Origin of the sequence: Pseudomonas sp. B7, from assembly GCF_016735645.1 — a bacterium.
Classification (GTDB): domain Bacteria; phylum Pseudomonadota; class Gammaproteobacteria; order Pseudomonadales; family Pseudomonadaceae; genus Aquipseudomonas; species Aquipseudomonas glycinae.
In genome coordinates this window covers 143,371-167,884 of sequence record NZ_JAERRE010000009.1, presented here as the reverse complement: position 1 = coordinate 167,884, position 24,514 = coordinate 143,371, and the positions used below count along the sequence as shown (strand labels likewise).

At 61.3% G+C, this 24,514-nt stretch carries 23 protein-coding genes; 15 read left to right on the top strand and 8 right to left on the bottom strand.

Annotation, left to right across the window (positions count from 1 at the left end; all coding sequences use genetic code 11):
* The first annotated feature begins 93 nt into the window (after nt 1–93).
* Complete coding sequence (locus tag JKA62_RS20610) at nt 94–699, top strand: LuxR C-terminal-related transcriptional regulator (protein WP_201819194.1); 606 nt, start codon at nt 94–96, stop codon at nt 697–699.
* A gap of 15 nt (nt 700–714) precedes the next feature.
* Here JKA62_RS20610 and JKA62_RS20605 read toward each other — a convergent pair whose 3' ends face one another.
* Nucleotides 715–1,713 carry a bile acid:sodium symporter family protein gene (locus tag JKA62_RS20605; protein ID WP_011334632.1) on the bottom strand — a complete coding sequence of 333 codons (999 nt, stop codon included), beginning with the start codon at nt 1,711–1,713 and terminating at the stop codon, nt 715–717.
* 85 nt (nt 1,714–1,798) lie between these two features.
* Here JKA62_RS20605 and JKA62_RS20600 point away from each other — a divergent pair, with 85 nt between their 5' ends.
* Nucleotides 1,799–2,587, top strand: coding sequence for an AraC family transcriptional regulator (locus JKA62_RS20600; protein WP_011334633.1), 789 nt, complete (start codon nt 1,799–1,801; stop codon nt 2,585–2,587).
* Nucleotides 2,588–2,725: 138 nt separating this feature from the next.
* Nucleotides 2,726–4,438: an amidase gene (locus JKA62_RS20595; protein ID WP_201819192.1), complete on the top strand. Its 1,713-nt coding sequence runs from the start codon at nt 2,726–2,728 to the stop codon at nt 4,436–4,438.
* A gap of 37 nt (nt 4,439–4,475) precedes the next feature.
* Here the strand turns inward: JKA62_RS20595 and JKA62_RS20590 are convergent, their stop codons facing one another.
* A complete protein-coding gene (locus tag JKA62_RS20590) occupies nt 4,476–5,459 on the bottom strand; it encodes a Dyp-type peroxidase (protein ID WP_236676606.1) in 984 nt (327 codons plus the stop codon).
* A gap of 158 nt (nt 5,460–5,617) precedes the next feature.
* On the opposite strand from JKA62_RS20590, the gene JKA62_RS20585 reads away from it, so the two are divergent.
* Complete coding sequence (locus JKA62_RS20585; RefSeq protein WP_201819190.1) at nt 5,618–6,595, top strand: TerC family protein; 978 nt, start codon at nt 5,618–5,620, stop codon at nt 6,593–6,595.
* A 56-nt stretch (nt 6,596–6,651) separates the two neighbouring features.
* Here JKA62_RS20585 and JKA62_RS20580 read toward each other — a convergent pair whose 3' ends face one another.
* A complete protein-coding gene (locus JKA62_RS20580; RefSeq protein ID WP_201819188.1) occupies nt 6,652–7,752 on the bottom strand; it encodes a polyamine ABC transporter substrate-binding protein in 1,101 nt (366 codons plus the stop codon).
* A gap of 252 nt (nt 7,753–8,004) precedes the next feature.
* Entirely contained in the window at nt 8,005–9,411 is a 1,407-nt protein-coding gene (locus tag JKA62_RS20575) for a purine-cytosine permease family protein (RefSeq protein WP_201819187.1), read from the bottom strand.
* Between the two features lie 325 nt (nt 9,412–9,736).
* Between JKA62_RS20575 and JKA62_RS20570 the strand changes: the two genes are divergently transcribed.
* Together JKA62_RS20570 and JKA62_RS20565 are read left to right on the top strand one after the other, a co-directional pair.
* Nucleotides 9,737–10,222 carry a flavin reductase family protein gene (locus JKA62_RS20570; RefSeq protein ID WP_201819186.1) on the top strand — a complete coding sequence of 162 codons (486 nt, stop codon included), beginning with the start codon at nt 9,737–9,739 and terminating at the stop codon, nt 10,220–10,222.
* Between the two features lie 67 nt (nt 10,223–10,289).
* On the top strand, nt 10,290–11,333 hold the full coding sequence (locus tag JKA62_RS20565) for an LLM class flavin-dependent oxidoreductase (RefSeq protein WP_201819185.1): 1,044 nt from the start codon (nt 10,290–10,292) through the stop codon (nt 11,331–11,333).
* A gap of 75 nt (nt 11,334–11,408) precedes the next feature.
* On the opposite strand, the gene JKA62_RS20560 is transcribed toward JKA62_RS20565, so the two are convergent.
* Nucleotides 11,409–11,855: a winged helix-turn-helix transcriptional regulator gene (locus JKA62_RS20560; RefSeq protein ID WP_201819184.1), complete on the bottom strand. Its 447-nt coding sequence runs from the start codon at nt 11,853–11,855 to the stop codon at nt 11,409–11,411.
* Between the two features lie 184 nt (nt 11,856–12,039).
* Here JKA62_RS20560 and JKA62_RS20555 point away from each other — a divergent pair, with 184 nt between their 5' ends.
* The 6 genes from JKA62_RS20555 (at nt 12,040) to JKA62_RS20530 (ending at nt 18,455) form a co-directional block, all read left to right on the top strand.
* A complete protein-coding gene (locus JKA62_RS20555; RefSeq protein ID WP_011334642.1) occupies nt 12,040–12,858 on the top strand; it encodes an alpha/beta fold hydrolase in 819 nt (272 codons plus the stop codon).
* A gap of 259 nt (nt 12,859–13,117) precedes the next feature.
* Nucleotides 13,118–14,425 (top strand): flavin-containing monooxygenase, encoded by a 1,308-nt coding sequence (locus JKA62_RS20550; protein ID WP_011334643.1) that lies wholly within the window; start codon nt 13,118–13,120, stop codon nt 14,423–14,425.
* 58 nt (nt 14,426–14,483) lie between these two features.
* Complete coding sequence (locus JKA62_RS20545) at nt 14,484–14,900, top strand: RidA family protein (RefSeq protein ID WP_007950460.1); 417 nt, start codon at nt 14,484–14,486, stop codon at nt 14,898–14,900.
* A 27-nt stretch (nt 14,901–14,927) separates the two neighbouring features.
* Complete coding sequence (locus JKA62_RS20540) at nt 14,928–15,605, top strand: DUF1028 domain-containing protein (RefSeq protein ID WP_011334644.1); 678 nt, start codon at nt 14,928–14,930, stop codon at nt 15,603–15,605.
* The gene (gene argE / locus JKA62_RS20535) at nt 15,602–16,750 is read left to right on the top strand and encodes an acetylornithine deacetylase (protein WP_011334645.1); all 1,149 of its coding nucleotides are present in this window, start codon (nt 15,602–15,604) and stop codon (nt 16,748–16,750) included. Before JKA62_RS20540 ends, argE begins: the two co-directional genes overlap by 4 nt.
* Nucleotides 16,751–17,039: 289 nt before the next feature.
* Nucleotides 17,040–18,455, top strand: coding sequence for a purine-cytosine permease family protein (locus JKA62_RS20530; protein WP_011334646.1), 1,416 nt, complete (start codon nt 17,040–17,042; stop codon nt 18,453–18,455).
* Nucleotides 18,456–18,526: 71 nt separating this feature from the next.
* Here the strand turns inward: JKA62_RS20530 and JKA62_RS20525 are convergent, their stop codons facing one another.
* On the bottom strand, nt 18,527–19,024 hold the full coding sequence (locus JKA62_RS20525) for a winged helix-turn-helix transcriptional regulator (protein ID WP_011334647.1): 498 nt from the start codon (nt 19,022–19,024) through the stop codon (nt 18,527–18,529).
* Nucleotides 19,025–19,123: 99 nt separating this feature from the next.
* On the opposite strand from JKA62_RS20525, the gene JKA62_RS20520 reads away from it, so the two are divergent.
* Together JKA62_RS20520 and JKA62_RS20515 are read left to right on the top strand one after the other, a co-directional pair.
* Nucleotides 19,124–19,762, top strand: a complete 639-nt coding sequence (locus JKA62_RS20520) for an isochorismatase family cysteine hydrolase (protein WP_011334648.1) — start codon at nt 19,124–19,126, stop codon at nt 19,760–19,762.
* Nucleotides 19,759–21,324, top strand: a complete 1,566-nt coding sequence (locus tag JKA62_RS20515; protein ID WP_011334649.1) for an aldehyde dehydrogenase (NADP(+)) — start codon at nt 19,759–19,761, stop codon at nt 21,322–21,324. The genes JKA62_RS20520 and JKA62_RS20515 overlap by 4 nt, the downstream gene beginning before the upstream one ends.
* 46 nt (nt 21,325–21,370) lie before the next feature.
* Here the strand turns inward: JKA62_RS20515 and JKA62_RS20510 are convergent, their stop codons facing one another.
* Together JKA62_RS20510 and ptrR are read right to left on the bottom strand one after the other, a co-directional pair.
* The gene (locus tag JKA62_RS20510) at nt 21,371–22,033 is read right to left on the bottom strand and encodes a M24 family metallopeptidase (RefSeq protein ID WP_201819183.1); all 663 of its coding nucleotides are present in this window, start codon (nt 22,031–22,033) and stop codon (nt 21,371–21,373) included.
* 88 nt (nt 22,034–22,121) lie between these two features.
* Entirely contained in the window at nt 22,122–23,003 is an 882-nt protein-coding gene (gene ptrR, locus JKA62_RS20505) for a putrescine utilization regulator PtrR (RefSeq protein ID WP_007950470.1), read from the bottom strand.
* 103 nt (nt 23,004–23,106) lie between these two features.
* On the opposite strand from ptrR, the gene JKA62_RS20500 reads away from it, so the two are divergent.
* Nucleotides 23,107–24,498, top strand: a complete 1,392-nt coding sequence (locus JKA62_RS20500; protein WP_201819182.1) for an aldehyde dehydrogenase family protein — start codon at nt 23,107–23,109, stop codon at nt 24,496–24,498.
* The last annotated feature ends 16 nt before the right edge of the window (nt 24,499–24,514 follow it).

Sequence of the window (24,514 nt, the reverse complement as noted above, 5' to 3'; positions counted from 1 at the left end):
CAGTCGTCATAAACGCACGAATCAACAGGCAATGCCTTCGCCCGGTGCTAAGGTGCATGCCGTGAGAAATGCTGACCCAGGGAGGGTTTTGCCATGGCGTGCCGAATCATCATAGCCGACGATCATCCGTTGTTTCGCGAAGCGCTGCTGCGCACCGTCCAGCGTCTGCTGCCCGAGGCCCTGATCGAAGAAGCCGGCGATCTCGACACCGTGCTCGCCCTGCTGCCGGCCGGCGATGAGCCCGACACCTTGATTCTCGACCTGCGTTTTCCCGGCCTGACCTGTGTCAGTCAGCTCGCGGAATTGCGCCGGCGTTTGCCGCGAACCACCCTGATCGTGGTGTCGATGGTCGATGACGAAGCACTGATCGGCGAAGTCATGGCCGCCGGCATCGATGGATTCATCGGCAAGAACATCGCCCCCGACGAAATCGGTCAGGCGATCCGGGCGATTCGTGAAGGTGAGGTTCTGGTGAAATTCGCCCCGTCCGGCCTGCTGCCGCTGGACACCGGCACCGCCCTCACCCCGCGTCAGCAAGAGGTGCTGCGGCTGATTGCCCAAGGCAAGACCAACAAGGAAATCGCCCGTGAACTGGATATTTCGCCGTTCACGGTGCGGATTCATGTGTCGTCGTTGTTGCGGGTGCTCAACGTGCCGTCGCGGGCTGCGGCGGCAGTCAAGTATTCCGGAGCGGGTTAGCGTCAGAAGCCTAGATCAAGGATCGACCTGGGCCATCAGTTCAGGCACCGATTCCTGGCGTTTCGCATACCGCTGCGCCAGCACCGCGCAGACCATCAGTTGAATCTGATGGAACAGCATCAGCGGCAGAATCAACACGCCAATCGTGCTGCCGGCGAACAACACCTGCGCCATCGGCACACCGGTGGCCAGGCTCTTTTTCGAACCGCAGAACAGAATGGTGATGCGGTCTTCCAGACTGAAACCGAACAGCTTGCCCAGCACTGTGGACGCCAGCAGCACCAGCGCCAGCAGAATGCAGCACACCACCACCAGCCCCAGCAAGTCGATCACCGGAATCTGGTGCCAGATGCCCTCGTTCACCGCTTCGCTGAAAGCGCCGTAGACCACCAGCAGAATCGAGCCCTGATCGACAAATTTCAGCCAGTTCTTGTTGCGACCGACCCAGGCCCCGATCCAGCGGCGGGCGATCTGACCGGCGATGAACGGCAGCAGCAGTTGCACACTGATTTTCACGATCGCATCGAGGGTCGAGCCACCGTCACCGTGGACGTTCAGCAACAGCGTCACCAGCAGCGGCGTGAGGAAAATTCCGAACAAACTGGACGCCGCTGCGCTGCAGATCGCCGCCGGAATGTTGCCGCGCGCCAGCGAGGTGAAAGCAATCGCCGATTGCACCGTGGCCGGCAGCGCACACAGGTAAAGCATGCCCATGTACAGCTGATCACCGATCAGCGGCGACAGCAGCGGCTTGAGCGCAAGACCCAGTAGCGGGAACAGGACAAAGGTCAGGCCGAACACCAGCAAATGCAGGCGCCAGTGGCCGGCACCGGCGATGATCGACTCGCGCGAAAGCTTGGCGCCGTGCAGGAAAAACAGCAGCGCAATGGCGATGTTGGTCAGCCAGCCGAAACCGGTCGCGACCTGGCCGCTGGCGGGCAGGAAGCTGGCCAGCAGCACCACGCCGATCAGGGTCAGGGTGAAGTTGTCGGGCAAAAATCGTGGGCGCGTCATGGTTTGCTCATCCGGGGGGTTGCCAGTACGTTGAAGCGACTCTAACGTGACTGAAAATTACCGACTAACGCCGAAGAACCCACAGATGCCGCCAAAAGGACATGACAAGAGCGTCAGACGCAGCATTCCCGGGCTGCCCAGCCTGCCGCGTCCACTGTACGGGCGCACCGAATCGCTGCCCAATCGTGCGCTCACCCGCCGCCACAGTCATCCGTGGGTGCAGTTGTCCTATGCGATCCAGGGCGTGCTCGAAGTGCAGACTGCCGTCGGTCGTTTCGTTGCCCCACCGGAGCGTGCGGTGTGGATTCCGGCGGGCGTGCCACATCGGGTGTTCAGTTCACCGCACACGGAAATGCGCAGTCTGTACATCGATTGCAGTGTTGCCGACTGGGCGCCGGAGCGTTGCCATGTGCTCGGCGTCAGCGATCTTTTGCGTGAGCTGATTCGAGCGTTCAGTCAGATTCCTGTCGAATATGACCAGAGCGGCCCGCACGGGCGCCTGGCCCAGGTGATCCTCGATCAACTGGCCGATGCCCCGCCCATCGACCTGATGCTGCCATTGCCGCAGGACAGTCGCCTGCGCCAGATATACCAGAGTCTGGAGCAACATCCGGAACAGCAGACCACCCTGGCGCACTGGAGCGAAAAATTCGGCGTGACCGAGAAAACGCTGACTCGGCTGTTCCTGCGCGACACCGGCTTGACCTTCCGCACCTGGCGTCAGCGCCTGCGTCTGTTGGGTGCGCTGACGCCGCTGGAGCGGGGCGAACGCGTCACCGACGTGGCTTTGGCGTGTGGTTATGACTCGACGTCGGCCTTTATCGCGGCGTTTCGCCAACAGTTTGGTGAGACGCCGGGAGAGTTTTTCCGATGAAATTAACCGATATTTATCGACTTTGTGCATGCCAATGGGCCAATTTCAGGGTAGAGTTTCGCCCATCAAGAATCTTTGACATCTTTCGACGATAACAATGACCAACCACCCTTTAGCGAACCTGTCGGCGGTAACAGCATGATCGAAGTCACTGAAGTTTCCATTGCCCAATTGCGCGCGGCGCTCGAATCCGGCCAGACCACGGCGGTTGAACTGGTGCAGGCTTATCTGGCGCGCATCGACGCCTATGACGGTCCGGACACCGCTACGGCCCTGAATGCGGTGATCGTGCGCAACCCCGACGCGCTGAAAGAAGCGCAGGCCTCCGATGCCCGCCGTGCCAAAGGCGAAACCCTCGGTCCACTGGACGGCATCCCCTACACCGCCAAAGACAGCTATCTGGTCAAAGGCCTGACCGCCGCGTCCGGCAGCCCGGCCTTCGTTGATCTGGTGGCCCAGCGCGATGCGTTCACCATCGAGCGCCTGCGCGCGGGCGGCGCTATCTGCCTGGGCAAGACCAACATGCCGCCAATGGCCAATGGCGGGATGCAGCGCGGCGTCTATGGCCGGGCTGAAAGCCCGTATAACGCTGATTATCTGACTGCGCCGTTTGCTTCCGGCTCGTCGAACGGTGCCGGCACCGCCACCGCTGCCAGTTTCTCGGCCTTCGGTCTGGCAGAAGAAACCTGGTCGAGCGGTCGCGGCCCGGCTTCGAACAATGGTCTGTGCGCCTACACGCCGTCGCGCGGGGTAATTTCGGTACGCGGTAACTGGCCGCTGACGCCGACCATGGACGTGGTGGTGCCCTACGCCCGTACCATGGCCGACCTGCTGGAAGTCCTCGACGTGGTGGTCGCCGAAGACACCGACACCCGTGGCGACCTGTGGCGCCTGCAACCGTGGGTGCCGATCCCGAGCGTCGCCTCGGTGCGCCCGGCTTCTTACCTTGAACTCGCCGTGAAAAGCGATGCACTGGCCGGCAAACGGCTCGGCGTGCCGCGCATGTACATCAACGCCGACCCTGAAGCCGGCACCAGCGAAGAACCGGGCATCGGCGGCCCGACCGGGCAACGCATCAACACTCGTGCCTCGGTGATCGATCTGTGGAAACAGGCCCGTCAGGCCCTCGAAGCCGCCGGCGCCGAAGTGATCGAAGTGGATTTCCCGCTGGTCTCCAACTGCGAAGGTGATCGTCCGGGCGCGCCGACCGTGTTCAATCGCGGCATCGTCTCGAAAGAGTTCATGCACCACGAACTGTGGGACCTGTCGGCCTGGGCGTTCGATGATTTCCTGCGTGCCAACGACGACCCGAAACTCAACCGTCTGGCAGACGTCGACGGCCCGAAAATCTTCCCCCACGACCCAGGCACCCTGCCCAATCGTGAAGGCGACCTCGCTGCCGGCATGGACGAATACGTGCGCATGGCCCAGCGCGGCATCACGCCGTGGGATCAGATCCCGACCCTGCCGGACGGCCTGCGCGGTCTGGAGAAGACTCGCAAGCTCGACCTCGAAGAGTGGATGGATCGTCTCGGCCTCGACGCCGTGCTGTTCCCGACCAACGCCGACGTGGGCCCGGCGGACGCCGACGTCAACCCGGCCTCGGCGGATATCGCCTGGAGCAACGGCATCTGGGTCGCCAACGGCAACCTCGCGATCCGCCACCTCGGCGTGCCGACCGTCACCGTGCCGATGGGTGTGATGGCTGACATCGGCATGCCGGTGGGGCTGACGTTTGCCGGTCGCGCCTATGACGACTCGACGTTGCTGCGTCTGGCAGCGGCGTTTGAGGCGACCGGCTCCAGGCGTCTGGTGCCGCCACGCACGCCAGCGCTGGCGACAGGCAAGTAAATGCAAAACGGCGGGATCAATTGATCCCGCCTTTTTTTCATCGCTCTGCCAGTTCTTCCAGTAAATCCGCCGAAGGCACAAAGAACAGACTGCCCGTGACCGCCGTGCTGAAGTCCAACAACCGGTCGTAGTTGCCCGGCGGCTTGCCGACAAACATGTTCTCCAGCATCTGCTCCATCGGCTCCGGCGAACGCGCGTAGCCGATGAAATAAGTGCCGAACTCACCTGCGCCGGGCCGGCCGAACGGCGTGTTGTCGCGCAGGATTTTCACCTCTTCGCCGTCCTTGGTGATGGTCGTCAGCGCGCTGTGGGAATTGCTCGGTTTGACCGAATCGTCCAGCTCGATATCGGACAGCTTGGTGCGCCCGATCACCCGTTCCTGCGCCTCGACCGGCAACTCGTTCCACGCCTTCATGTTGTGCAGGTACTTCTGCACCAGCACGTAACTGCCGCCACTGAAAGGCTGATCTTCATCGCCCACGAGGGTGAAATGCTCGGCTTTGCGGCCGACCGGATTTTCCGTGCCGTCGACAAAACCGATGATGCTGCGCATGTCGAAATAGCGGAATCCTTGCACCTCGTCGGTCACCGTCACGGTGCCGTCCAGCGCCGACATCAACTGCGTCGCCAATTCGAAACACAGGTCCATCTGATCGGCACGAATGTGCAGCAGCAAATCGCCCGGCGTGGAAACGGCGCGTCGCCCTTCTACGCCGAATTCGCGAAAGTCATGCAGGGACGCCGGTCGCGGACTGCCAAACAGACGATCCCAGGCGCTGGAAGAAAACCCGCAGACACAGGACAGGTTTCCCGAGGGGACGCGCTTGCCGACCGAGCGCGTCAGGCCGGCGATATCGGCGCACCAGCCACGGACTTTTTCGGCGGCCTCGGCCTCGGCGTTGAGGGTCGCCACGATGAAGATGGCAGCGCTGGTGATCGGGCTGCAAACGGCTTGAGGATCTGGCGTGTCGATGATCGTTGCTCCCGGAGTGGTGGACTGACTCGACAGCGAGGTTAGCAAAGAAGTGTTGAATGAAGTATTACCCGAGCCTGACTGGGTCAGTCGACACTTCGCTTTTAACGAACAATACCCACGAAATAAACGATTTTTCTTTGTCGGAAGGCTCCTACTAGCATGGCCCCGTCTACCCCGAAAAACATAAAGACAGGGAGAACGGCATGCACCCCATCAACATCGGCGAACCCTGGATGTGGGTCGCCTTCATCGTTTTTGTCCTCGCCATGCTGGCCGTCGACCTGTTCGTCTTCGGTGGGCGCAAGGCGCATCGGGTTTCGGTACGGGAAGCCTCATCCTGGGTATTTGCCTGGTGCATGCTGGCCATGGCTTTCGCCGGATTGCTCTGGTGGTACCTGAACGGCGAATTCGGCCCCGAAATCGCCAAGGTCAAGACCCTGGAGTTCCTCACCGGTTACTTGATCGAGCAGTCGCTGTCGATCGACAACATGTTCGTCTTCGTGATGATCTTCAGCTACTTCGCCGTGCCGCCGGAATTGCAGCGACGGGTGCTGCTGTACGGCGTGCTCGGGGCGATCGTGATGCGCGCGGCGATGATCTTTGCCGGGGTGTGGCTGGTGTCGCAGTTCACGTGGCTGCTGTATGTGTTCGGCGTGTTCCTGATCATCACCGGGATCAAGATGCTGGTGTTCGCCGAGCAGCAACCGGACCTTGATAACAATCCGCTCCTGCGCTGGGTGCGCGGGCATTTGCGGATCACCAACGGTTTTCACGGCGAGCGCTTTTTTGTGCTGCAGAACGGTGTGCGCTGGGCCACGCCGATGTTTCTGGTGCTGGTGCTGATCGAGGCCAGCGACCTGATGTTCGCGGTCGACAGCATCCCGGCGATCTTCGCGGTGACGACCGACCCGTTCATCATTTTCACTTCGAACATTTTCGCGATCATGGGCCTGCGGGCGCTGTACTTTCTGCTGGCGGACATGGCCGACCGCTTTCATCTGCTCAAGTACGGGCTGGCGCTGGTGCTGGTGTTCATCGGCGGGAAGATGACGGTGATGCCGTGGTTTCACATGCCGGTGGAGTGGTCGCTGGCGATCGTCGGCGGGCTGATTCTGACGTCGGTGGTGCTGAGTCTGATGCTGACGAAGGACAGGTCGCCCGAAAGAGAACGGCAGAGTTAGTGACTTGAATACAAAACCTGTGGGAGCAGGCTCGCTCCCACATTTCTAAATCTGGATTATTTGTCAGACTTGATACTGGTCCAGACTCGCGTGCGCACCCGCTCCAGTTTCTGCGGCAATGGCTGCACCACGTACAGCGTCTTCAACGCCTCGCTGGTCGGCGTCAGGTTCGGGTTGCCGGTGATTTCCTTGTTGATCAGCGGCAGTGAATCCTTGTTGGCATTCGGGTAGCCGAGGAAATCACTGATCGAGGCGATGACTTTCGGTTCGAGCAGCGTGTTGAGGAACTCGTGGGCCTCTTCAACGTTCTTCGCGCTCTTCGGAATGGCAAAGGTATCGAACCAGATCGGCGCACCTTCCTTCGGCAAGCGCCAGTCGACCACCACGCCGTTTTTCGCCTCTTTGGCACGGTTGCCGAACTGGTAGAAGCTGCCGGAATAACCGATGGCCACGCAGATGTCGCCGTTGGCGATGTCGGTCATGTACTTGGCCGAGTTGAAGTAGGTCACGTAAGGGCGAACCTTGAGCATCAGATCCTTGGCTTTCTCATAGTCGGCCGGGTTCTGGCTGTTCGGGTCGAGGCCCAGGTAGTGCAGAGCCAGCGGCAGGATTTCCGACGGCGAATCGAGCATCGCCACGCCGCAGGATTTCAGCTTTTCCATGTTCTCCGGCTTGAACACCAGATCCCAGCTGTCCACCGGCGCATTCTCACCGAGCGCAGCCTTGACCTTGGCCGGGTTGAAACCGATCAGCACCGTGCCGACCATGTAGGGCACGCCGTACTGATTGCCGGGGTCGTTGGCGTCGAGCAACTTGAGCAGCGCCGGGTCTTGGTGACTCCAGTTCGTCAGCTTGGACTTGTCGAGTTTCTGGAACACGCCGGCCTTGATCTGGGTATCGAGGAACTGGTTCGACGGCACCACCAGGTCATAGCCGGAGTTACCGGTCAGCAACTTGGCCTCGAGGGATTCGTTGGTATCGAAGGTGTCCCAGGTCACTTTGATGTTGCTTTTGGCGGCGAAATCCTTGGGCACCGACGGCAGAATGTAATCCGCCCAGTTGTACACCCGCAGTTCACGCTGTTCGGCCTGTACGGCGCTGGCCAGCAGCGTCAGCCCGAAAACAGTGGCGCCCAGAATGCGTTTCATCGTGACCATGTTGTGTTTCCCCGAATGCAGCGTGAGTCGATGGTTTTTATGTTCTGTACACGGCAGCGGCTGTCAAATCAGCCAAGGGCAAGGAAGGTGCAGCATTTAGTTGTGGCTCCGATTCTTGCTGACAGCGTAGTCGCAGCACAGTAGCCGGTTGGCCAAAAGGGGATCGAAACGGCCAATTTGCGTGACCGTCGGGATGCGGAAACAACAATGCCCGGCGAAGTGCCGGGCATTGTTAGAACAGCCTGCGAACGCTCAGTCGGTAAAACCCAACCGCGCCGCCCTGCTCTGCTGAGTCTGGCCACGGGTCGCGAGACAGTAATACAGCGGGCACGTCACGATCAGGCCGACCAGCCATGACAGGTCCGCGCCTTCCACCAGATTGGCGTACGGCCCGACATACAACGATGTGTTGGCGAACGGCAGTTGCACGATGATGCCGATGAAGTAGGCAATGATCGCGTGCAGGTTGAAGCGTCCATAAATGCCGCCGTCGGCGCGGAAGATCGAGGCGATGTCGTAGCTGCCGCGCTTGATCAGGTAGAAGTCGATCAGGTTGATCGATGCCCACGGTACCAACACCAGCAGCAGCGCCAGAATCAGCCCGATGAAGTCGGAAATGAAATCCGCCGACGCGCCCAGCGCCACCAGGCAGCAGCCCGCCAGCACCACGCCCGACAAGCTCACTCGCACTTTGATACTCGGCGTCCATTGGCTGGCAAAGGTCTGGATCGAGGTAATGATCGACAGCACCGCGCCATACAGATTCAGCGCGTTGTGGCTGATGATGTTGAGCAGGAACAGCACCATCAGAATCGGCCCGAGCCAACCGGTGGATTGCTTGACCGCCGCCATCGCCTCAGTGCCTTCCGGCGTCGCCAGTACCGCCACCGCGCCGAACGTGAACGACAGAATCGTGCCCAGCGTGGCGCCCAGATAAGTCGCGATAAATGGCTTGCCGATCCCGATGTCCGCCGGCAGGTAGCGGGAATAGTCGGAGACGTACGGCGAGAAGCTGATCTGCCAGATGATCCCCAGCGACATCGTCGCCAGCCATCCGGACAGATTGAAGCTGCCCCGGGTAAGGAAGTCCGCCGGCAACTCGTGGGCAAAGATGTAGATGAACCCGGCCAGCAGCGCACTGCCCATCACCCAGGTGCCGATGCGGTTCAGCGTGTGAATGAAGTTGTAGCCGATCACACCAATGGCCGTGGCGCTGAGAGCGCCGATCAGAATGCTCAACGGCGCCGGCACCGACGGGGCAATGCCGACGATGGATTTGCCGGCCAGCACGATGTTGGAAATGAAGAAACCGATATAGATGATCGCCGCAAAGAACACGATCAGCAGCGCACCGTAGCGCCCGAACTGGCCACGACTCTGGACCATCTGCGGAATGCCCATGCGCGGGCCTTGCGCCGACGCCAGGGCAATCACCACGCCGCCGATCATGTGCCCCAGCGCAATCGCGAGCAGCCCCCAGAACAGGTCGAGATGAAATACCTGGACCACCATGGCGCCGGTGACGATGGGCAGTGGCGCAATGTTGGTACTGAACCAAAGGGTGAACAGGTCGCGGGCCTTCCCGTGGCGTTCCGCGAGTGGGACGTAGTCGACCGTGTGATTCTCGATCAACGGATCTTGCCGGGACATCTGGGACATAAAAATGAACTCGATTGGGTCTGTTCTTATCGTTGTATGAAGCCAAACCGGGGGTGCTTCGTGGCCGCCCCTCAGATGCAGACCATATTATGGTATTCCAACATTTTCACAAGACTGATCCGCTGTTTGCGGCGTTAACTGATCCGGCATCCTCTCCGATATCAAGGCCTTACGGCTAGACGAAAGGCCCGTAACTGTTGAGTTTCCGACGAATACACCACGTTTATCGTTTCACCAAAAAAGCGCTTGCAATCGATGTATTACGGTATACCATCAGACCCATAAACACATAAAAACACGCTTCACCGCACTCGAGGATTGACCAATGATCGATGCTGCCGTCTACAAACAAGTCATGGGCTCGTTCCCGTCCGGCGTTACCGTCATCACCACGCTGGATGACGACGGCCAGATCGTCGGCCTCACCGCCAGCGCCTTCAGCTCGCTGTCGATGGCCCCCGCCCTGGTGCTGTTCTGCCCCAACTACAGTTCCGACTCCTATCCCGTCCTGATCAAGAACAAACGCTTTGCCATTCACGTGTTGTCCGGCGGTCAGCAGAGCGAAGCCTATGCCTTCGCCCGCAAAGGCAAGGACAAGGCGCAGGGCATCGAGTGGACGCTGAGCGAACTGGGCAATCCGATCCTGGCCAACGCGACAGCTATCATCGAATGTGAGCTGTGGCGCGAATACGAAGGCGGCGACCACGCGATCATGGTCGGCGCGGTGAAGAACCTCATCGTCCCTCAGCAGGACGCCGGCCCGCTGGTGTACTGCCACGGCAAGATGGGCGCCCTGCCCGCCTTCGCCTGATCCGCACGATTGCACTTAAACAGGCCGGCAAGCGACCGGCCGACCACAAGAGATTTGAGGTAGCGTCATGAAATTTTCCCTGTTCGTACACATGGAACGCTGGGACGAAAGCGTCAGCCACCGTCAACTGTTCGAAGAGCTGACCGAACTGACGTTGATGGCCGAGGCCGGCGGTTTCAGCACCGTGTGGATCGGCGAACACCACGCGATGGAATACACCATCTCGCCGAGCCCGATGCCGCTGCTGGCCTACCTCGCGGCCAGGACCACCACCATTCACCTGGGCGCCGGCACTATCATCGCGCCGTTCTGGCACCCGCTGCGGGTCGCCGGTGAATGCGCCTTGCTCGACGTGATCAGCAACGGCCGGATGGAAGTCGGTCTGGCGCGTGGTGCCTATCAAGTGGAATTCGATCGCATGGCCGGCGGCATGCCCGCCTCCAGCGGCGGTCAGGCGCTACGGGAAATGGTCCCGGTGGTCCGCGCGCTGTGGCAAGGCGACTACGCCCACAACGGCGAGATCTGGAAATTCCCCACCTCCACCAGCGTGCCGAAACCGATCCAGAAGCCAAACCCGCCGATGTGGATCGCCGCCCGCGACCCGGACTCGCACAACTTCGCCGTGGCCAACGGCTGCAACGTGATGGTCACGCCGCTGATGAAGGGCGACGAAGAAGTTCTCGACCTGAAGAACAAGTTCCAGACTGCGCTGGACAACAATCCGGATGTACCGCGTCCGCAATTGATGGTGCTGCGTCATACCCACGTGCACTCGGCGGATGACCCGGAAGGCTGGAAGGTGGGCGCCAAAGCCATCTCCCGTTTCTATCGCACGTTCGATGCCTGGTTCGGCAACAAGGAGGTGCCAGTGAACGGCTTCCTGGCACCGAGCCCGGAAGAGAAGTTTGCCGGGCGTCCGGAGTTTGAGCTGGAGAGCCTGCACAAGACCGCGATGATCGGCACACCGGAAGAGATCATTCCGCGGATCAAGTACTACCAGGAACTGGGGGTGGATGAGTTCAGCTTCTGGTGCGACAACAGCTTGCCGCATGCGGAGAAGAAGAAATCGCTGGAGCTGTTTATCAAGCATGTGGTGCCGGCGTTTCGTTAAATACGCCAAGCGCCCCTGAATGCACAGCGCCCCGAACAGAACGTCGGGGCGCTTTTTTTTCGTCTGACGCAGGTGTCAGTACGCAGTCGAGGTTGTCGCGATATCTTCCGGCGCCAACTGGCGTCCATCGGCCGACAGCAGCTCCAGCTTCCTGATCGGCTTTCGCTTCTGCGCATCGACCATCACCGACCCCGCCTCGCCCGGCTCGAACATGTACTCCCCGCCCCACTGCGACAACGCAACAATCACGGTTTGCAACGCCCGGCCCTTTTCAGTCAGCACGTACTCCTTGTAAGCGCTGCCATCGGACGCCGGCACCAGCCGCAGGATGTCACGCTCCACCAGCCCTTTGAGCCGGGTGCTTAACATGTTCTTGGCGATTTCCAGGCTCTTCTCGAAATCGCTGAAACGACTGATGCCTTCCAGCGCGTCGCGGATGATCAGCAGCGACCACCAGTCGCCGATCAGGTCGAGTGTCCGGGCGATCGGGCAGGCATTGCCCGCAAGGCTTTTGCGTTTCATTCAGCGCTCTCCAGCAAAACGGTCATCAAATCGTGGTTGCATCTTACAACTCTGGCGCCCGCGAGCGTCTACGCTGATCGGCTGGCGAAACTTAGCACCTGCGTACAAGTAGACCAGACCCTTAACCGCGATAGTCAGCGATGCCATCCCGGCAACCACACACGCCCCGACATAAGGAGTTTTCATGAGCACGTTCAAGACCCAAGACGGCACCGAGATCTATTTCAAGGACTGGGGCAGCGGCAAGCCCGTGCTGTTCAGCCACGGCTGGCCGCTGGATGCCGATATGTGGGAATACCAGATGGAATACCTGAGCAGCCGCGGCTACCGCACCATCGCCTTCGACCGTCGTGGTTTCGGCCGCTCCGAGCAGCCGTGGACCGGCTACGACTACGACACCTTCGCCGATGACATCGCGCAACTGATCGAACACCTGGATCTGCGCGACGTGACCCTGGTCGGCTTCTCCATGGGCGGCGGCGATGTCAGCCGCTACATTGCGCGCCACGGCAACGAACGCGTTGCCGGGCTGGTGTTGTTGGGCGCGGTGACGCCGCTGTTCGGCAAGAAGCCGGACTTTGCTGAGGGCGTCGACAAGTCGGTGTTCGACGGTATCAAGGCTGGTCTGCTGAAGGACCGCGCGCAGTTCATCGTTGACTTCAACGCTCCGTTCTACGGCACCAACCAGGGCCAGAAAGTCTCCGACGGCGTGCTGACCCAAACCCTGAACATCGCGCTGTTGGCCTCGCTCAAAGGCACCGTGGATTGTGTCACTGCCTTCTCGGAAACCGACTTCCGCCCGGACATGGCGAAAATCGATGTGCCGACCCTGGTGATTCACGGCGATGGCGATCAGATCGTCCCGTTTGAAACCACCGGCAAACAAGCGGCTGCGCAAATCAAGGGCGCTGAGCTGAAAGTCTACGCAGGCGCGCCGCACGGCTTTGCGGTGACCCATGCGCAGCAATTGAATGAAGACCTGCTGGCGTTTCTTGATCGCTGAGTCCTGCTGATCTGAACGCGCCTTGAAAAGGGCCGTCGACAACCCTGTCGGCGGTCCTTTTTTTTGTTGTCCCGGTTTTCAGTGCCAGGGCGAAGCCCCGTGTTTACGGGGCTTTCAGGCCTCTGCATCACGTTTTTATCTTCACATGCCAGCTTAATAATATTTTACCGATAACCACCCCCTCCCTAGTCTGATCCCAAGCACAGAGAACAGGTCGACAGCGACCTGAATCCAACGGCCTCGTGAGAAGGGATCAGAGATGACCACTGAAATAATAAAAACAGACACGCTTGTTGTCGGCGCCGGTCAAGCGGGTGTGGCCATGAGTGAACACCTGAGCAAACTCGGGGTGCCGCACCTGGTGCTGGAGCGCAGCCGCATTGCCGAACGCTGGCGCACCGGGCGCTGGGATTCGCTGGTGGCCAACGGTCCGGCGTGGCACGACCGCTTTCCGGGGATGGAATTCGATGATGTCGATCCGGACGGTTTCGCCCACAAGGAACGCGTTGCCGATTACTTCGAAGCCTATGCGAAGAAATTCAACGCGCCGATCCGCACCGGCGTCGATGTCAAAAGCGTGGTGCGCAATGTCGGGCGTCCGGGCTTCACCGTCGATACCTCCGAGGGCGTGATCGAAGCGGCCCGCGTCGTCGCCGCCACCGGCCCGTTCCAGCGTCCGGTGATCCCGCCGATTGCGCCGAAAGATGAGCGCCTGCTGCAGATTCACTCGGCCGACTATCGCAACCCGCAGCAACTGCCGGCCGGCGCAGTGCTGGTGGTCGGCGCCGGTTCGTCGGGCGTACAGATCGCCGATGAATTGCAGCGCTCGGGCAAGCAGGTTTACCTCTCGGTCGGCGCCCACGACCGCCCTCCCCGCGCTTACCGCAACCGTGATTTCTGCTGGTGGCTGGGCGTGCTCGGCGAGTGGGATCAAGCTGCTATGAAACCCGGCCGCGAGCACGTGACCATCGCCGTCAGCGGCGCCCACGGTGGCCGCACCATCGACTTCCGTGGCCTGGCCCATCGCGGCATGACCCTGGTCGGCGTCACCGAATCGTTCAGCAACGGCGTGGTGACCTTCAAACAGGACCTGCGCGACAACCTCAAGCGTGGCGACGAGAACTACCTCGCACTGCTGGATGCCGCCGACGCCTACATCGAACGCAACGGCCTCGATCTGCCGCTGGAACCGGAAGCCCGCGAAACGTATCCGGACCCTGAATGCGTGAAAAACCCGCTGGCCGATCTCGATCTGGCCGCCGCCGGTATCACCTCGATCATCTGGGCCACCGGGTTTGCCGTGGACTATTCGTGGCTGAAAGTCGCCGCTTTCGACGACAACGGCAAGCCGCAACATCAGCGCGGTGTGTCCAGTGAATCGGGCGTGTATTTCCTCGGCTTGCCGTGGCAATCGCGACGCGGCTCGTCGTTCATCTGGGGCGTGTGGCACGACGCCAAACACGTGGCCGATCACATCGCCACCCAGCGCAAATACCTGGCCTATCGCGATGCCGAACAACGCGAAGCCGCGCTGCACAACCACGCTGTCGACACCGTCGACGCTTGATTTCCCTCTTCAATCCCGGCGCCCATCGCGCCGGGCCCGATTTCGTCAGGAGCCGCACATGAGTCAGCCAACCCACACCCGCATCCGCATGTTCAACACCAAGGACACCTACCCGAACCAGACCCTGGACAACGACCTGTGCCAGGCGGTGCGCGCCGGCAATACCGTGTATGTCCGTGGTCAGGTCGGCACCAATTTCGACGGTGAACTGGTCGGCCTCGGCGACCCGCGCGCGCAGACCGAACAGGCCATGCGCAACGTCAAGCAACTGCTCGAAGAAGCCGGCAGCGACCTCAGCCACATCGTCAAGACCACCACTTACCTGATCGACCCACGCTACCGCGAGCCGGTGTACCAGGAAGTCGGCAAATGGCTGAAGGGCGTGTTCCCGATTTCCACCGGGCTGGTGGTGTCGGCCCTGGGTCAGCCGCAGTGGCTGATGGAGATTGATGTGGTTGCGGTGATTCCCGAGTAATTCGACCTTAGCGAAAGGAGGCCACACATGACATTTTCCATCGCCGCCCGTTGCCCCGAAACCGGCCAGTTCGGCATCGCCATCAGTTCCTCCAGCATCGCCGTCGGCGCCCGCTGCCCTTGGTTGTTGCCGGGTGTTGGCGCGGTGTCGAGCCAGAACATCACCCTGCCGTCGCTCGGTCCGGAAGTGCTCGCTTTGATGGAGCAAGGCCTGGCACCCGAGGCTGCACTGGACAAGGTGCTGACCCGCAACGGCTACAGTCAGTACCGGCAGATCACGGCGATCAATCACCTCGGCCAGACCGCGCATTTCAGCGGCGCGCAGACCCTCGGCGTGCACAACGCCGTATCCGGCGAGCAATGCGTGGCAGCCGGCAACATGCTCGCCGGGCGCTCGGTGATCGAAGCCATGGTCAGCGCGTTCGAAGAAGGCGAAGGCCAGTTGGCCGATCGCCTGATCAACGCCCTGCACGCCGCCCAGGCCCTGGGTGGTGAAGCAGGTCCGGTGCATTCGGCAGCGGTGGTCGTGGTGGGTGAACTGACCTGGCCCATCGTCAACCTGCGGGTGGACTGGGCCGATGCAGACCCGATCGGCCAATTGCAAAAACTCTGGGACGCCTATTGCCCGCAGCTTCAGGACTACATCGACCGCGCCCTCGATCCGGCCAAGGCGCCGGGCTACGGAGTTGCCGGAGACGACCGATGAGCGACAGCGTCGCGTTGCTCAAGACGCTGGTGGAGTTCGACACCACCAGCCGCGAGTCCAACCTGCAATTGATCGACTTCGTGCGCAGCTACCTCGAAGGTTTCGATGTGCCGTGCGAGTTGATCTACAACGATGAGCGCAGCAAGGCCAATCTGTTCGCCACGATCGGCCCGGCCGATCAACCGGGCATCGTGTTGTCGGGGCACACCGATGTGGTGCCCGCCGATGGCCAGCCGTGGACGCTGCCGCCGTTCGAACTCAGCGAGCGCGACGGCAAGCTTTACGGTCGTGGCACCGCAGACATGAAAGGCTACATCGCCTGCGTGCTGGCGCTGGTGCCGTCGTTGATCGAAGCACCGCTGCGCCTGCCGGTGCACATTGCCCTGTCGTACGACGAAGAAGTCGGCTGCCTCGGTGTGCGCTCGCTGCTCAAGGTGCTGGAGCAACGTCCGGTCAAACCGCTGCTGTGCATCATCGGCGAGCCGACCGAGCTCAAACCGGTACTCGGGCACAAAGGCAAACTGGCGATGCGCTGCGATGTCCAGGGTCACGCCTGTCACTCGGCTTACGCGCCGCTCGGAGTGAACGCCATCGAATGCGCCGCCGAGCTGATCGGCGAGCTCGGACGTATCGGCCGGCAGCTCAAGGACGAACACGTCGATCCGCGTTTCGACCCGCCGTATTCCACGGTGCAAACCGGCGTAATCGGCGGTGGCAAGGCGTTGAACATCGTCCCCGCCGATTGCCGTTTCGACTTCGAAATCCGCGCCCTGCCCTCGCAGGATCCGGCGGTCGTTGCGCGGCAACTCAAGGCCTACGCCGAGCAGCAAATGCTACCGCGCATGCGGGCGGTCAGCGAGCAGAGCGATATCCGTTTCAGTGAATTGTCGGCCTATCCGGGGCTGGCCACCGATGCCCGAAGCCAGGCTGCGCAATTGATCGCCACGTTCTGCGGTTCGGACGATTTCGGCACTGTTGCGTTTGGGACCGAAGGCGGCTTGTTCGACGCAGTGGGGATTCCCACGGTGGTGTGCGGTCCCGGCAGCATGGATCAGGGGCACAAGCCGGACGAGTTCGTCAGCATCGATCAGCTCACGGCCTGCGATGCGATGCTGCAACGGATGCTGGCGTCGATCCGCCTCTGAAAAAACGGCCTGGCTGCTGGATTCAGGTCTGCATCCGAGCCGCAATAACACCGACAGACAGCTGCTCCGATGGAGGTCAGCTGCGTTGTCGTTCATGGTGCTGAAACACCCGAGACAGAGCGCTTTCAGCTGACCGGAGAGCCTCGTTTTTTTAACGCCTGAAGCAACAAAACTACTAATTTATCTCTCCCCTTTCCTTGCCCATGATCAACCCCAACAAGAAATGCGCCGTCCGTGCCGGCGCTCACTGAAGTACGTCCACGTACTCGTCCTTGCCTTGGAGTTCGTCATGGCCACCTCTGCAACAACGTCCGCACCGCTCATTGAGAAACACACGATCGGCTATGTGCCGCCCGAAGATCGCCACGGAAAGGTTCGGGATCTGTTCACCCTCTGGTTCGGCGGCAATATCGCGCCGTTGCCCATCGTCACCGGCGCCCTCGGCGTGCAGCTGTTTCACCTGAATCTGGTGTGGGGCATCGTCGCCATTCTGGTTGGCCATCTGGTCGGCGGTGTGCTGATGGCGCTGCACTCGGCGCAGGGCCCGCAGATGGGCATTCCGCAGATGATCCAGAGCCGCGCACAATTCGGCTCCCTCGGCGCACTGCTGGTGGTGTTGATCGCCGGCGTCATGTACATCGGCTTCTTCGCCTCCAACATCGTGCTCGCCGGCAAGTCCCTGCATGGATTGGTCGACAGCGTTCCGGTGCCGGTCGGCATCGTCATCGGCGCGCTGGGTTCGGGGATCATCGGGATCATCGGGTACCGCTTCATCCACGTGCTCAACCGCATCGGCACCTGGGTCTTGGGGATCGGCATCGTGGTCGGCTTCGGCTACATCCTCACCCACATCCAGACCGATGATTTCCTCACACGCGGCAGCTTCAACCTCTCGGGCTGGCTGGCAACTGTGTCGCTGGCAGCGCTGTGGCAGATCGCGTTTGCGCCGTACGTCTCGGACTACTCGCGTTACCTGCCGGCGAATGTGCCGGTGGCAGCGACCTTCTGGACAACCTATCTGGGATCGGCGCTGGGCTCGAGCCTGTCGTTCGTATTCGGCGCCGTCGCCGTGCTGGCAACCCCGGTGGGTATGGACACCATGGACGCGGTGAAACTCGCCACCGGCGCCATCGGCCCGCTGATGCTGGTGCTGTTTCTGCTCAGCGTCATCAGCCACAACGCCCTCAACCTGTACGGCGCGGTGCTGTCGCTGATCACCCTGGTGCAGACCTTTGCCTACCGCTGGATTCCAACCGCCAAGAGCCGCGCGGTGATTTCGATCATCGTCCTGCTGGCCTGCTGTTTCGCTGCGGTCGGCGCCTCGGCAGACTTCATCGGCCACTTCGTCGACATGGTGCTGGTGTTGTTGGTCGTACTGGTGCCGTGGACCGCGATCAACCTGATCGACTTCTACGCCATCCACAAAGGCCAGTACGACATCGGCTCGATCTTCCAGGTCGACGGCGGCATCTACGGCCGTTACAACCCGCAGGCCTTGCTGGCTTACGCGATCGGTATCGCGGTGCAGATTCCGTTCATGAACACGCCGCTGTACGTCGGGCCGGTGTCGGCGCACATCAACGGCGCGGACCTGTCGTGGCTGGTTGGCTTGCTGGTGACCTCGCCGCTGTATTTCTGGCTGGCGACTCGTGACAGTGCTTATCGTCGGCGGCTGACTTCCGGAAAACTGGCGAACAATCTGTAAGTCATCCGTTTTGCGCTGACACGCGAAGGCCCTCGCAAATGAGGGCCTTTTTTTGTTTTGGATGGAGCCGTCTATTTAGCTTTGAACGCCTCACGCCGCGCCTGTCGTTCGGCGGCGTACGCCTCTTGCGGCTGGCTGATCAGATCCTCACGGCGCAACACTTCACCGCAGTGATCGCACATCGGTCCGAGGCCGGCGCTGTGGTTGCAGTTCTTGTGGGTCATGTTCACCGCCAGCCCCTCCTCCGGCGATTTACACCAGGTCTCGCCCCAGGCGCGCAGCGCGATCACCACCGGATAAAACGCCTCACCCTTTGCGGTGAGGTGGTACTCGTAGCGTTTCGGCCGCTCGTTGTACAAGCGGCGCTCGACCAGTCCGTCCGCCTCCAGGCTTTTCAGACGGGCGGCGACCATCTGCGGCGTGCCGCCGGTCTGCGCCAGGATCTCGTCATAGCGATGGCTGCCCATGAACAATTCGCGCAAAACCAGCACCGTCCAGCGGTCGCCGACGATCGCCTCGGCCCGGGAAATCGGGCACAGGGTCTCAGGAAGAGTATCGTTTACAGCCATCAGGGCTTGCCTCTTACACAGTTACTATGATTATCATATCAACACGATGCGGGAACAAGCCCTGAGCATCGATCACTCTCATTGCCGGAGTACATCGTCATGTCGAAACCTCTTTATCCGCTCGACAGAACCGCCTACCTGCTGGTCGATCCGTACAACGATTTTCTCTCCGACGGCGGCAAGATCTTTCCGCTGCTCAAACCGATGGCCGAGCAGAACGGCTTGCTCGACAACCTGCGCAAACTCGACCGCGCCGTGCGGGCCCTGCCGATTCCGGTCGTCATCGTACCGCATCACCGCTGGGTAAAAGGTGACTACGAGAACTGGGATCACCCCACCCCGACCCAACAAAAGATCATGCACATGCACCACTTCGCGCGCGGCGAATGGGGCGGTGAATGGCACCCGGATTTCGCGCCGAAGGACGGCGACATTGTGGTTCAGGAACACTGGGGCTCCAGCGGTTTCGCCAACACCGACCTGGACTTTCGCCTGAAACAGCAAGGCATCACCCACGTGATCATTGTCGGCCTGCTGGCCAACACCTGCATCGAAGCCACCGCCCGCTACGCGTCGGAACTCGGTTACCACGTCACTCTGGTACGGGATGCGACCGCCGCGTTCAAAGAGGAAATGATGCACGCCGCCCATGAACTCAACGGTCCGACGTTCGCCCATGTCATCACCACTACAGACGAACTGATCGCCAACCTTCAGTCGCAAGGTGACGCAAAATGACTCTGACCGGCCACCTGCTGATCGGCGCCGCTGACGTCCCCGCTACCGAGGGCACGATGAAGGCGCTGAACCCGGCAACCAACCAATTGCTCGAACCGGAATTCGCCCTCGGCGGTGCGTCGCAGATCGATCAGGCGGCAACCCTCGCTGATGCGGCCTTCGACAGCTACAGCCACACCTCGCTGGCCGAGCGTGCGGCGTTTCTGGAAAGCATCGCCGACAACCTCGACGCCGTCCGTGAGGAGCTGGCCGCCCGCGCCGCACTGGAAACCGGCCTGCCCCAGGCACAACTGGAGGGCGAAGCCGCCAAGGCCGCCACCCAGTTCCGCCAGTTCGCCGACGTGGTGCGCAAGGGTCGCTTCCTGCAATTGGCGATCGACCCGGCGCAACCCGATCGCCAGCCGCGGCCACGGATGGATCATCGCCTGCAAAAAGTCGCCATCGGCCCGGTGGCGATCTTCGGAGCAAGCAATTTTCCGATCTCCTATTCAGTGGCCGGCGGTGACACCGCGTCGGCACTCGCGGCCGGTGCAACGGTGATTCTCAAGGCGCATAACGCGCATCCCGGTGCCTCGGAAATCCAGGCGCGCGCCATCCGTAAAGCGGTGCAAATGCACGGTCTGCACGAAGGGGTTTTCTCCATGGTGCGCGGTGGTGGCAATGCCATCGGTGAGGCGCTGGTCGATCATCCTTTGATTAAAGCGGTGACGTTCACCGGTTCAGAGGTGGGCGGCATGGCGCTTTATCGTCGCGCGCAATTACGGCCTGATCCGATCCCGGTGTTCACCGAAATGACCAGCGTCAACCCGACGTTCATTCTGCCCGCAGCGCTGTCCGCGCGTGGCGGTGAAATCGGCGATGGCTTTGTCGAGCGGATGCTGGTGAATGTCGGGCAGGCCTGTCTGTGTCCGTCGATCCTGATCGCGGTCGAGGGCGAAGGTCTGCAAGCGTTGCGCAGCGCCATGATCAAGCGGGTCAGTGCAGCGTCGGCGCGTACGATGCTGACGCCGGGGATTCACGGTTCATACGTCAAAGGGCTGGTGGCAATGGAAAGCGTGGGGGCCAATCTGGTGGCGGTCGGCGCGCCGGCGGATGGTCAGTTTGAGGGACGCTCGGCGTTGTTGGAAGTTGACGGCCAAGGCCTGCTCAGCGAACCGGCGCTGGCCCATGAAGTGTTCGGTCCGGCGGCGCTGTTGGTAACGGTCAGGGATGATGAAGAGTTGCTGGCGGTCGCCCGTTCGTTCAAGGGTCAACTGAGCGCAGCCATTCACCTTGAAGACCGCGATCTGGATCTGGCCCGGCGTCTGCTACCGATCCTCGAGCGCCGCACCGGACGCATCGTGGTCAACGCTTTCGCCCATCCGCAGGAAGTGACCTTCGCCACCGTACACGGCGGGCCGTTCCCGGCCACCTCGGACAGCCGTTTCACCTCGGTCGGCATGACCTCGATCGAGCGCTTTTTGCGGCCGGTGGCGTATCAGGGCTTTCCCGATGCATTACTGCCGGAGGTGTTGCGCGACGCCAATCCACTCGATCTGCCCCGCAGCATCGACGGCCAATAAAAAATGCCCGGTTCGGCGGATCACCGAATCGGGCATGCTTGTTCAATCAAATAAGCAGGTCCTCATAGAAAGCGCCGTACGGAAGCTCGGGGTGTTCGATCTGGATTTCCAGAATCCACACACCGGCATTCGGCGCCTGATCGAAGTCACCAAGATTGCCGCCGCGATAGATCGCGTGAGGGAAATCGCTGACCCGGTGGCCCTTGATGTCCAGGTTCAGTTTCCAGCCCATCGCCTCGGCCTGATCGGTGGCGTAACGGTACAGCTCGACACCGGTCACGCCCTTGCGCCAGAAGGTTTCGACCTTGTCGAAGAGTTCTTTGGAGGCCGCCGCGCAAGCGACCATTTGTGGGTCGGAACCGGTGACATACGTCGCCCCGGCATCGCCTTCGTGACCTTCCCAGACCACGCCCATGTCGATGAAGAAAATGTCGTTCTCGCCCAGCACCGGATCGCCGTCGGAACGCTCCTTGAAGGTCTTCAGCGTGTTGGCGCCGAAGCGGATCAGCAGCGGATGCCAGATCCGGTCCATGCCCAGTTCGACGAGAATTTCCTTGCCCCGCGCATGGGCTTCAGATTCGCGCATACCGGGTTTGATCACCTTGGCGATCTCGTCCACGGCCTTCCAGGTCAACTGCTGGGCGTGGCGCATGGTTTCCAGCACAAAACGCTCACCTACCGCTTCTTTCCCGCTCAGGGCTGTGGTCATCGCTGATTCCTTCTGGCTAATCGCTTGCGCTGTATAGTTTTTTATATTGCGAAACAGAACGCCTAAGATACAACCATGACACAACGTGTCAATTCTCTTCTGCGCGCACCACACCGCGCTCTTCCAGCAAGCGCACAAACATGCTCAGACTGCGCGAAACCGTGCCCCGCCGCCATACCAGCCACGTCGTCAGATAGCGGAAATCCGACGCCAGCGGCCATACGCTGACCGTCGCGCAGCCGGGCATGCTTTGCAGCATGCTGCGTGGCATCAGGGCCAGGCCGGCGCCGGCACTGACACAGGCGAGCATGCCGTGATACGACTCCATTTCGAAGATCTTGCCGGGCACGGCAGCGTCGGTGCTGAACCATTTTTCGAAGTGATGGCGATAGGAGCAGTTCGAACGGAATGCATAGATGTTCTCGCCATTCACGTCCGCCGCGCGCTGGATCGGCCCGTGGTGAAGCGGCGAGATGATGACCATTTCTTCTTCGAACGCCGGGATGCCCTCCAGCGCCGGGTGCAGGACCGGGCCGTCGACGAACGCAGCCGCCAGGCGCCCCGAAAGCACACCGTCGATCATCGTCCCGGACGGCCCGGTCGACAGGTCCAGATCGACCTTGGGATGTTGCTGGTTGTAGGTCGCCAGCAAACCGGGAATCCGCACCGCCGCCGTACTTTCCAGCGAGCCCAGCGGGAACGCGCCTTGCGGTTCCTCCCCGGCCACCGTGGCGCGCGCTTCCTGGACCAGGTCAAGAATGCGCCGTGCGTACTCGAGAAAACTCCAGCCGGCCGGCGACAGGCGCAAGCGGCTTTTCTCACGGATGAACAGGTCGACGCCCAGATCTTCCTCCAACTGTTTGATGCGGGTCGTCAGGTTCGACGGCACGCGATGGATCTGCGCCGCCGCCGCGCTGATGCTGCCGTGCTCGGCAACGGCCTTGAAGATTTCCAGTTGCACCAGATCCACAGTCATTCTCCAATCGTGAAAGAAACGCTCTTTATTATTCAGTTTCCAGAAACCAAACGCCACCCTACTCTGAACGCATCCACTGACCTCGCAGGACGATGCCATGAGCCCGATTTCCAGCCAGACCCACGCCATCTCGATCAACCCCGCCACCGGCGAGCAGATCGGTCACTACGCGTTCGAATCCGCCGAAGCCCTCGACGCTGCACTGACCCGCGCCGCATTCGGCTTCAACAAGTGGAAACGCAAACCGCTGCAGGATCGCTCCCGCGCCCTGACCGCGCTGGCCGGTGCTCTGCGTGACAGCAGCGAAGCCATGGCGACCATGATCACCCGGGAAATGGGCAAGCCGATCGCCCAGGCCCGTGGCGAAATCGAGAAATGCGCCAAACTCTGCGAGTGGTACGCCGAACACGGCCCGGCCATGCTCAACGCCGAAGCGACGCTGGTCGAAGGCGGCAAGGCGCGCATCGAGTATCGTCCGCTCGGACCGATCCTCGCCGTGATGCCGTGGAACTTCCCGATCTGGCAGGTGCTGCGCGGCGCCGTCCCGGCGCTGATCGCCGGCAACACCTACGTGCTCAAGCATGCGCCGAACGTGATGGGCAGCGCCTATCTGTTGCGCGACGCCTTCACCCGCGCCGGTTTTGCCGATGGCGTGTTCGAAGTGATCAACGTCACCCCGGAAGGCGTGTCCAGCGCCATTGCTGATCCGCGCATTGCTGCCGTGACCCTGACCGGCAGCGTCCGTGCCGGCATGGCCATCGGCGCACAGGCCGGTGCCGCGCTGAAGAAATGTGTACTGGAACTGGGCGGCTCCGATCCGTTCATCGTGCTCAATGACGCCGATATCGACGAAGCTGTGCAAGCAGCCGTCATCGGTCGTTACCAGAACTCAGGGCAAGTCTGCGCCGCCGCCAAACGCCTGATCATCGAAGAAGGCGTGGTCGAAGAGTTCACCCGCAAATTCGTCGAAGCCACCCGTCAGTTGAAGATGGGTGATCCGTTGGCCGCCGACAATTACATCGGCCCGATGGCCCGTTTCGATCTGCGCGACGAGCTCGATCAACAAGTGCGCGACACCCTCGAAGAAGGCGCCACCCTACTGCTCGGTGGCGGCAAGGCCGAAGGCCCCGGCAATTACTACGAGCCGACCGTGCTGGCCGATGTCACCGACCGCATGACCTCGTTCAAACAGGAACTGTTCGGCCCGGTGGCCTCGATCATCACCGCCCGCGATTGCGCTCACGCCGTGGCCCTGGCCAACGACAGCGAGTTCGGTCTGACCGCCACGATCTACACCGCCAACGTCGCCCTGGCTCAGCAACTGACCAGCGAACTGGAAACCGGCGGCGTGTTCATCAACGGCTACTCCGCCAGCGACCCGCGCGTGACCTTCGGCGGCGTGAAGAAAAGCGGTTTCGGCCGTGAGCTGTCGCACTTCGGCGTGCGCGAGTTCTGCAATGCGCAGACGGTGTGGCTGGATCGCCGCTGATCCAATGAAAAGAAGC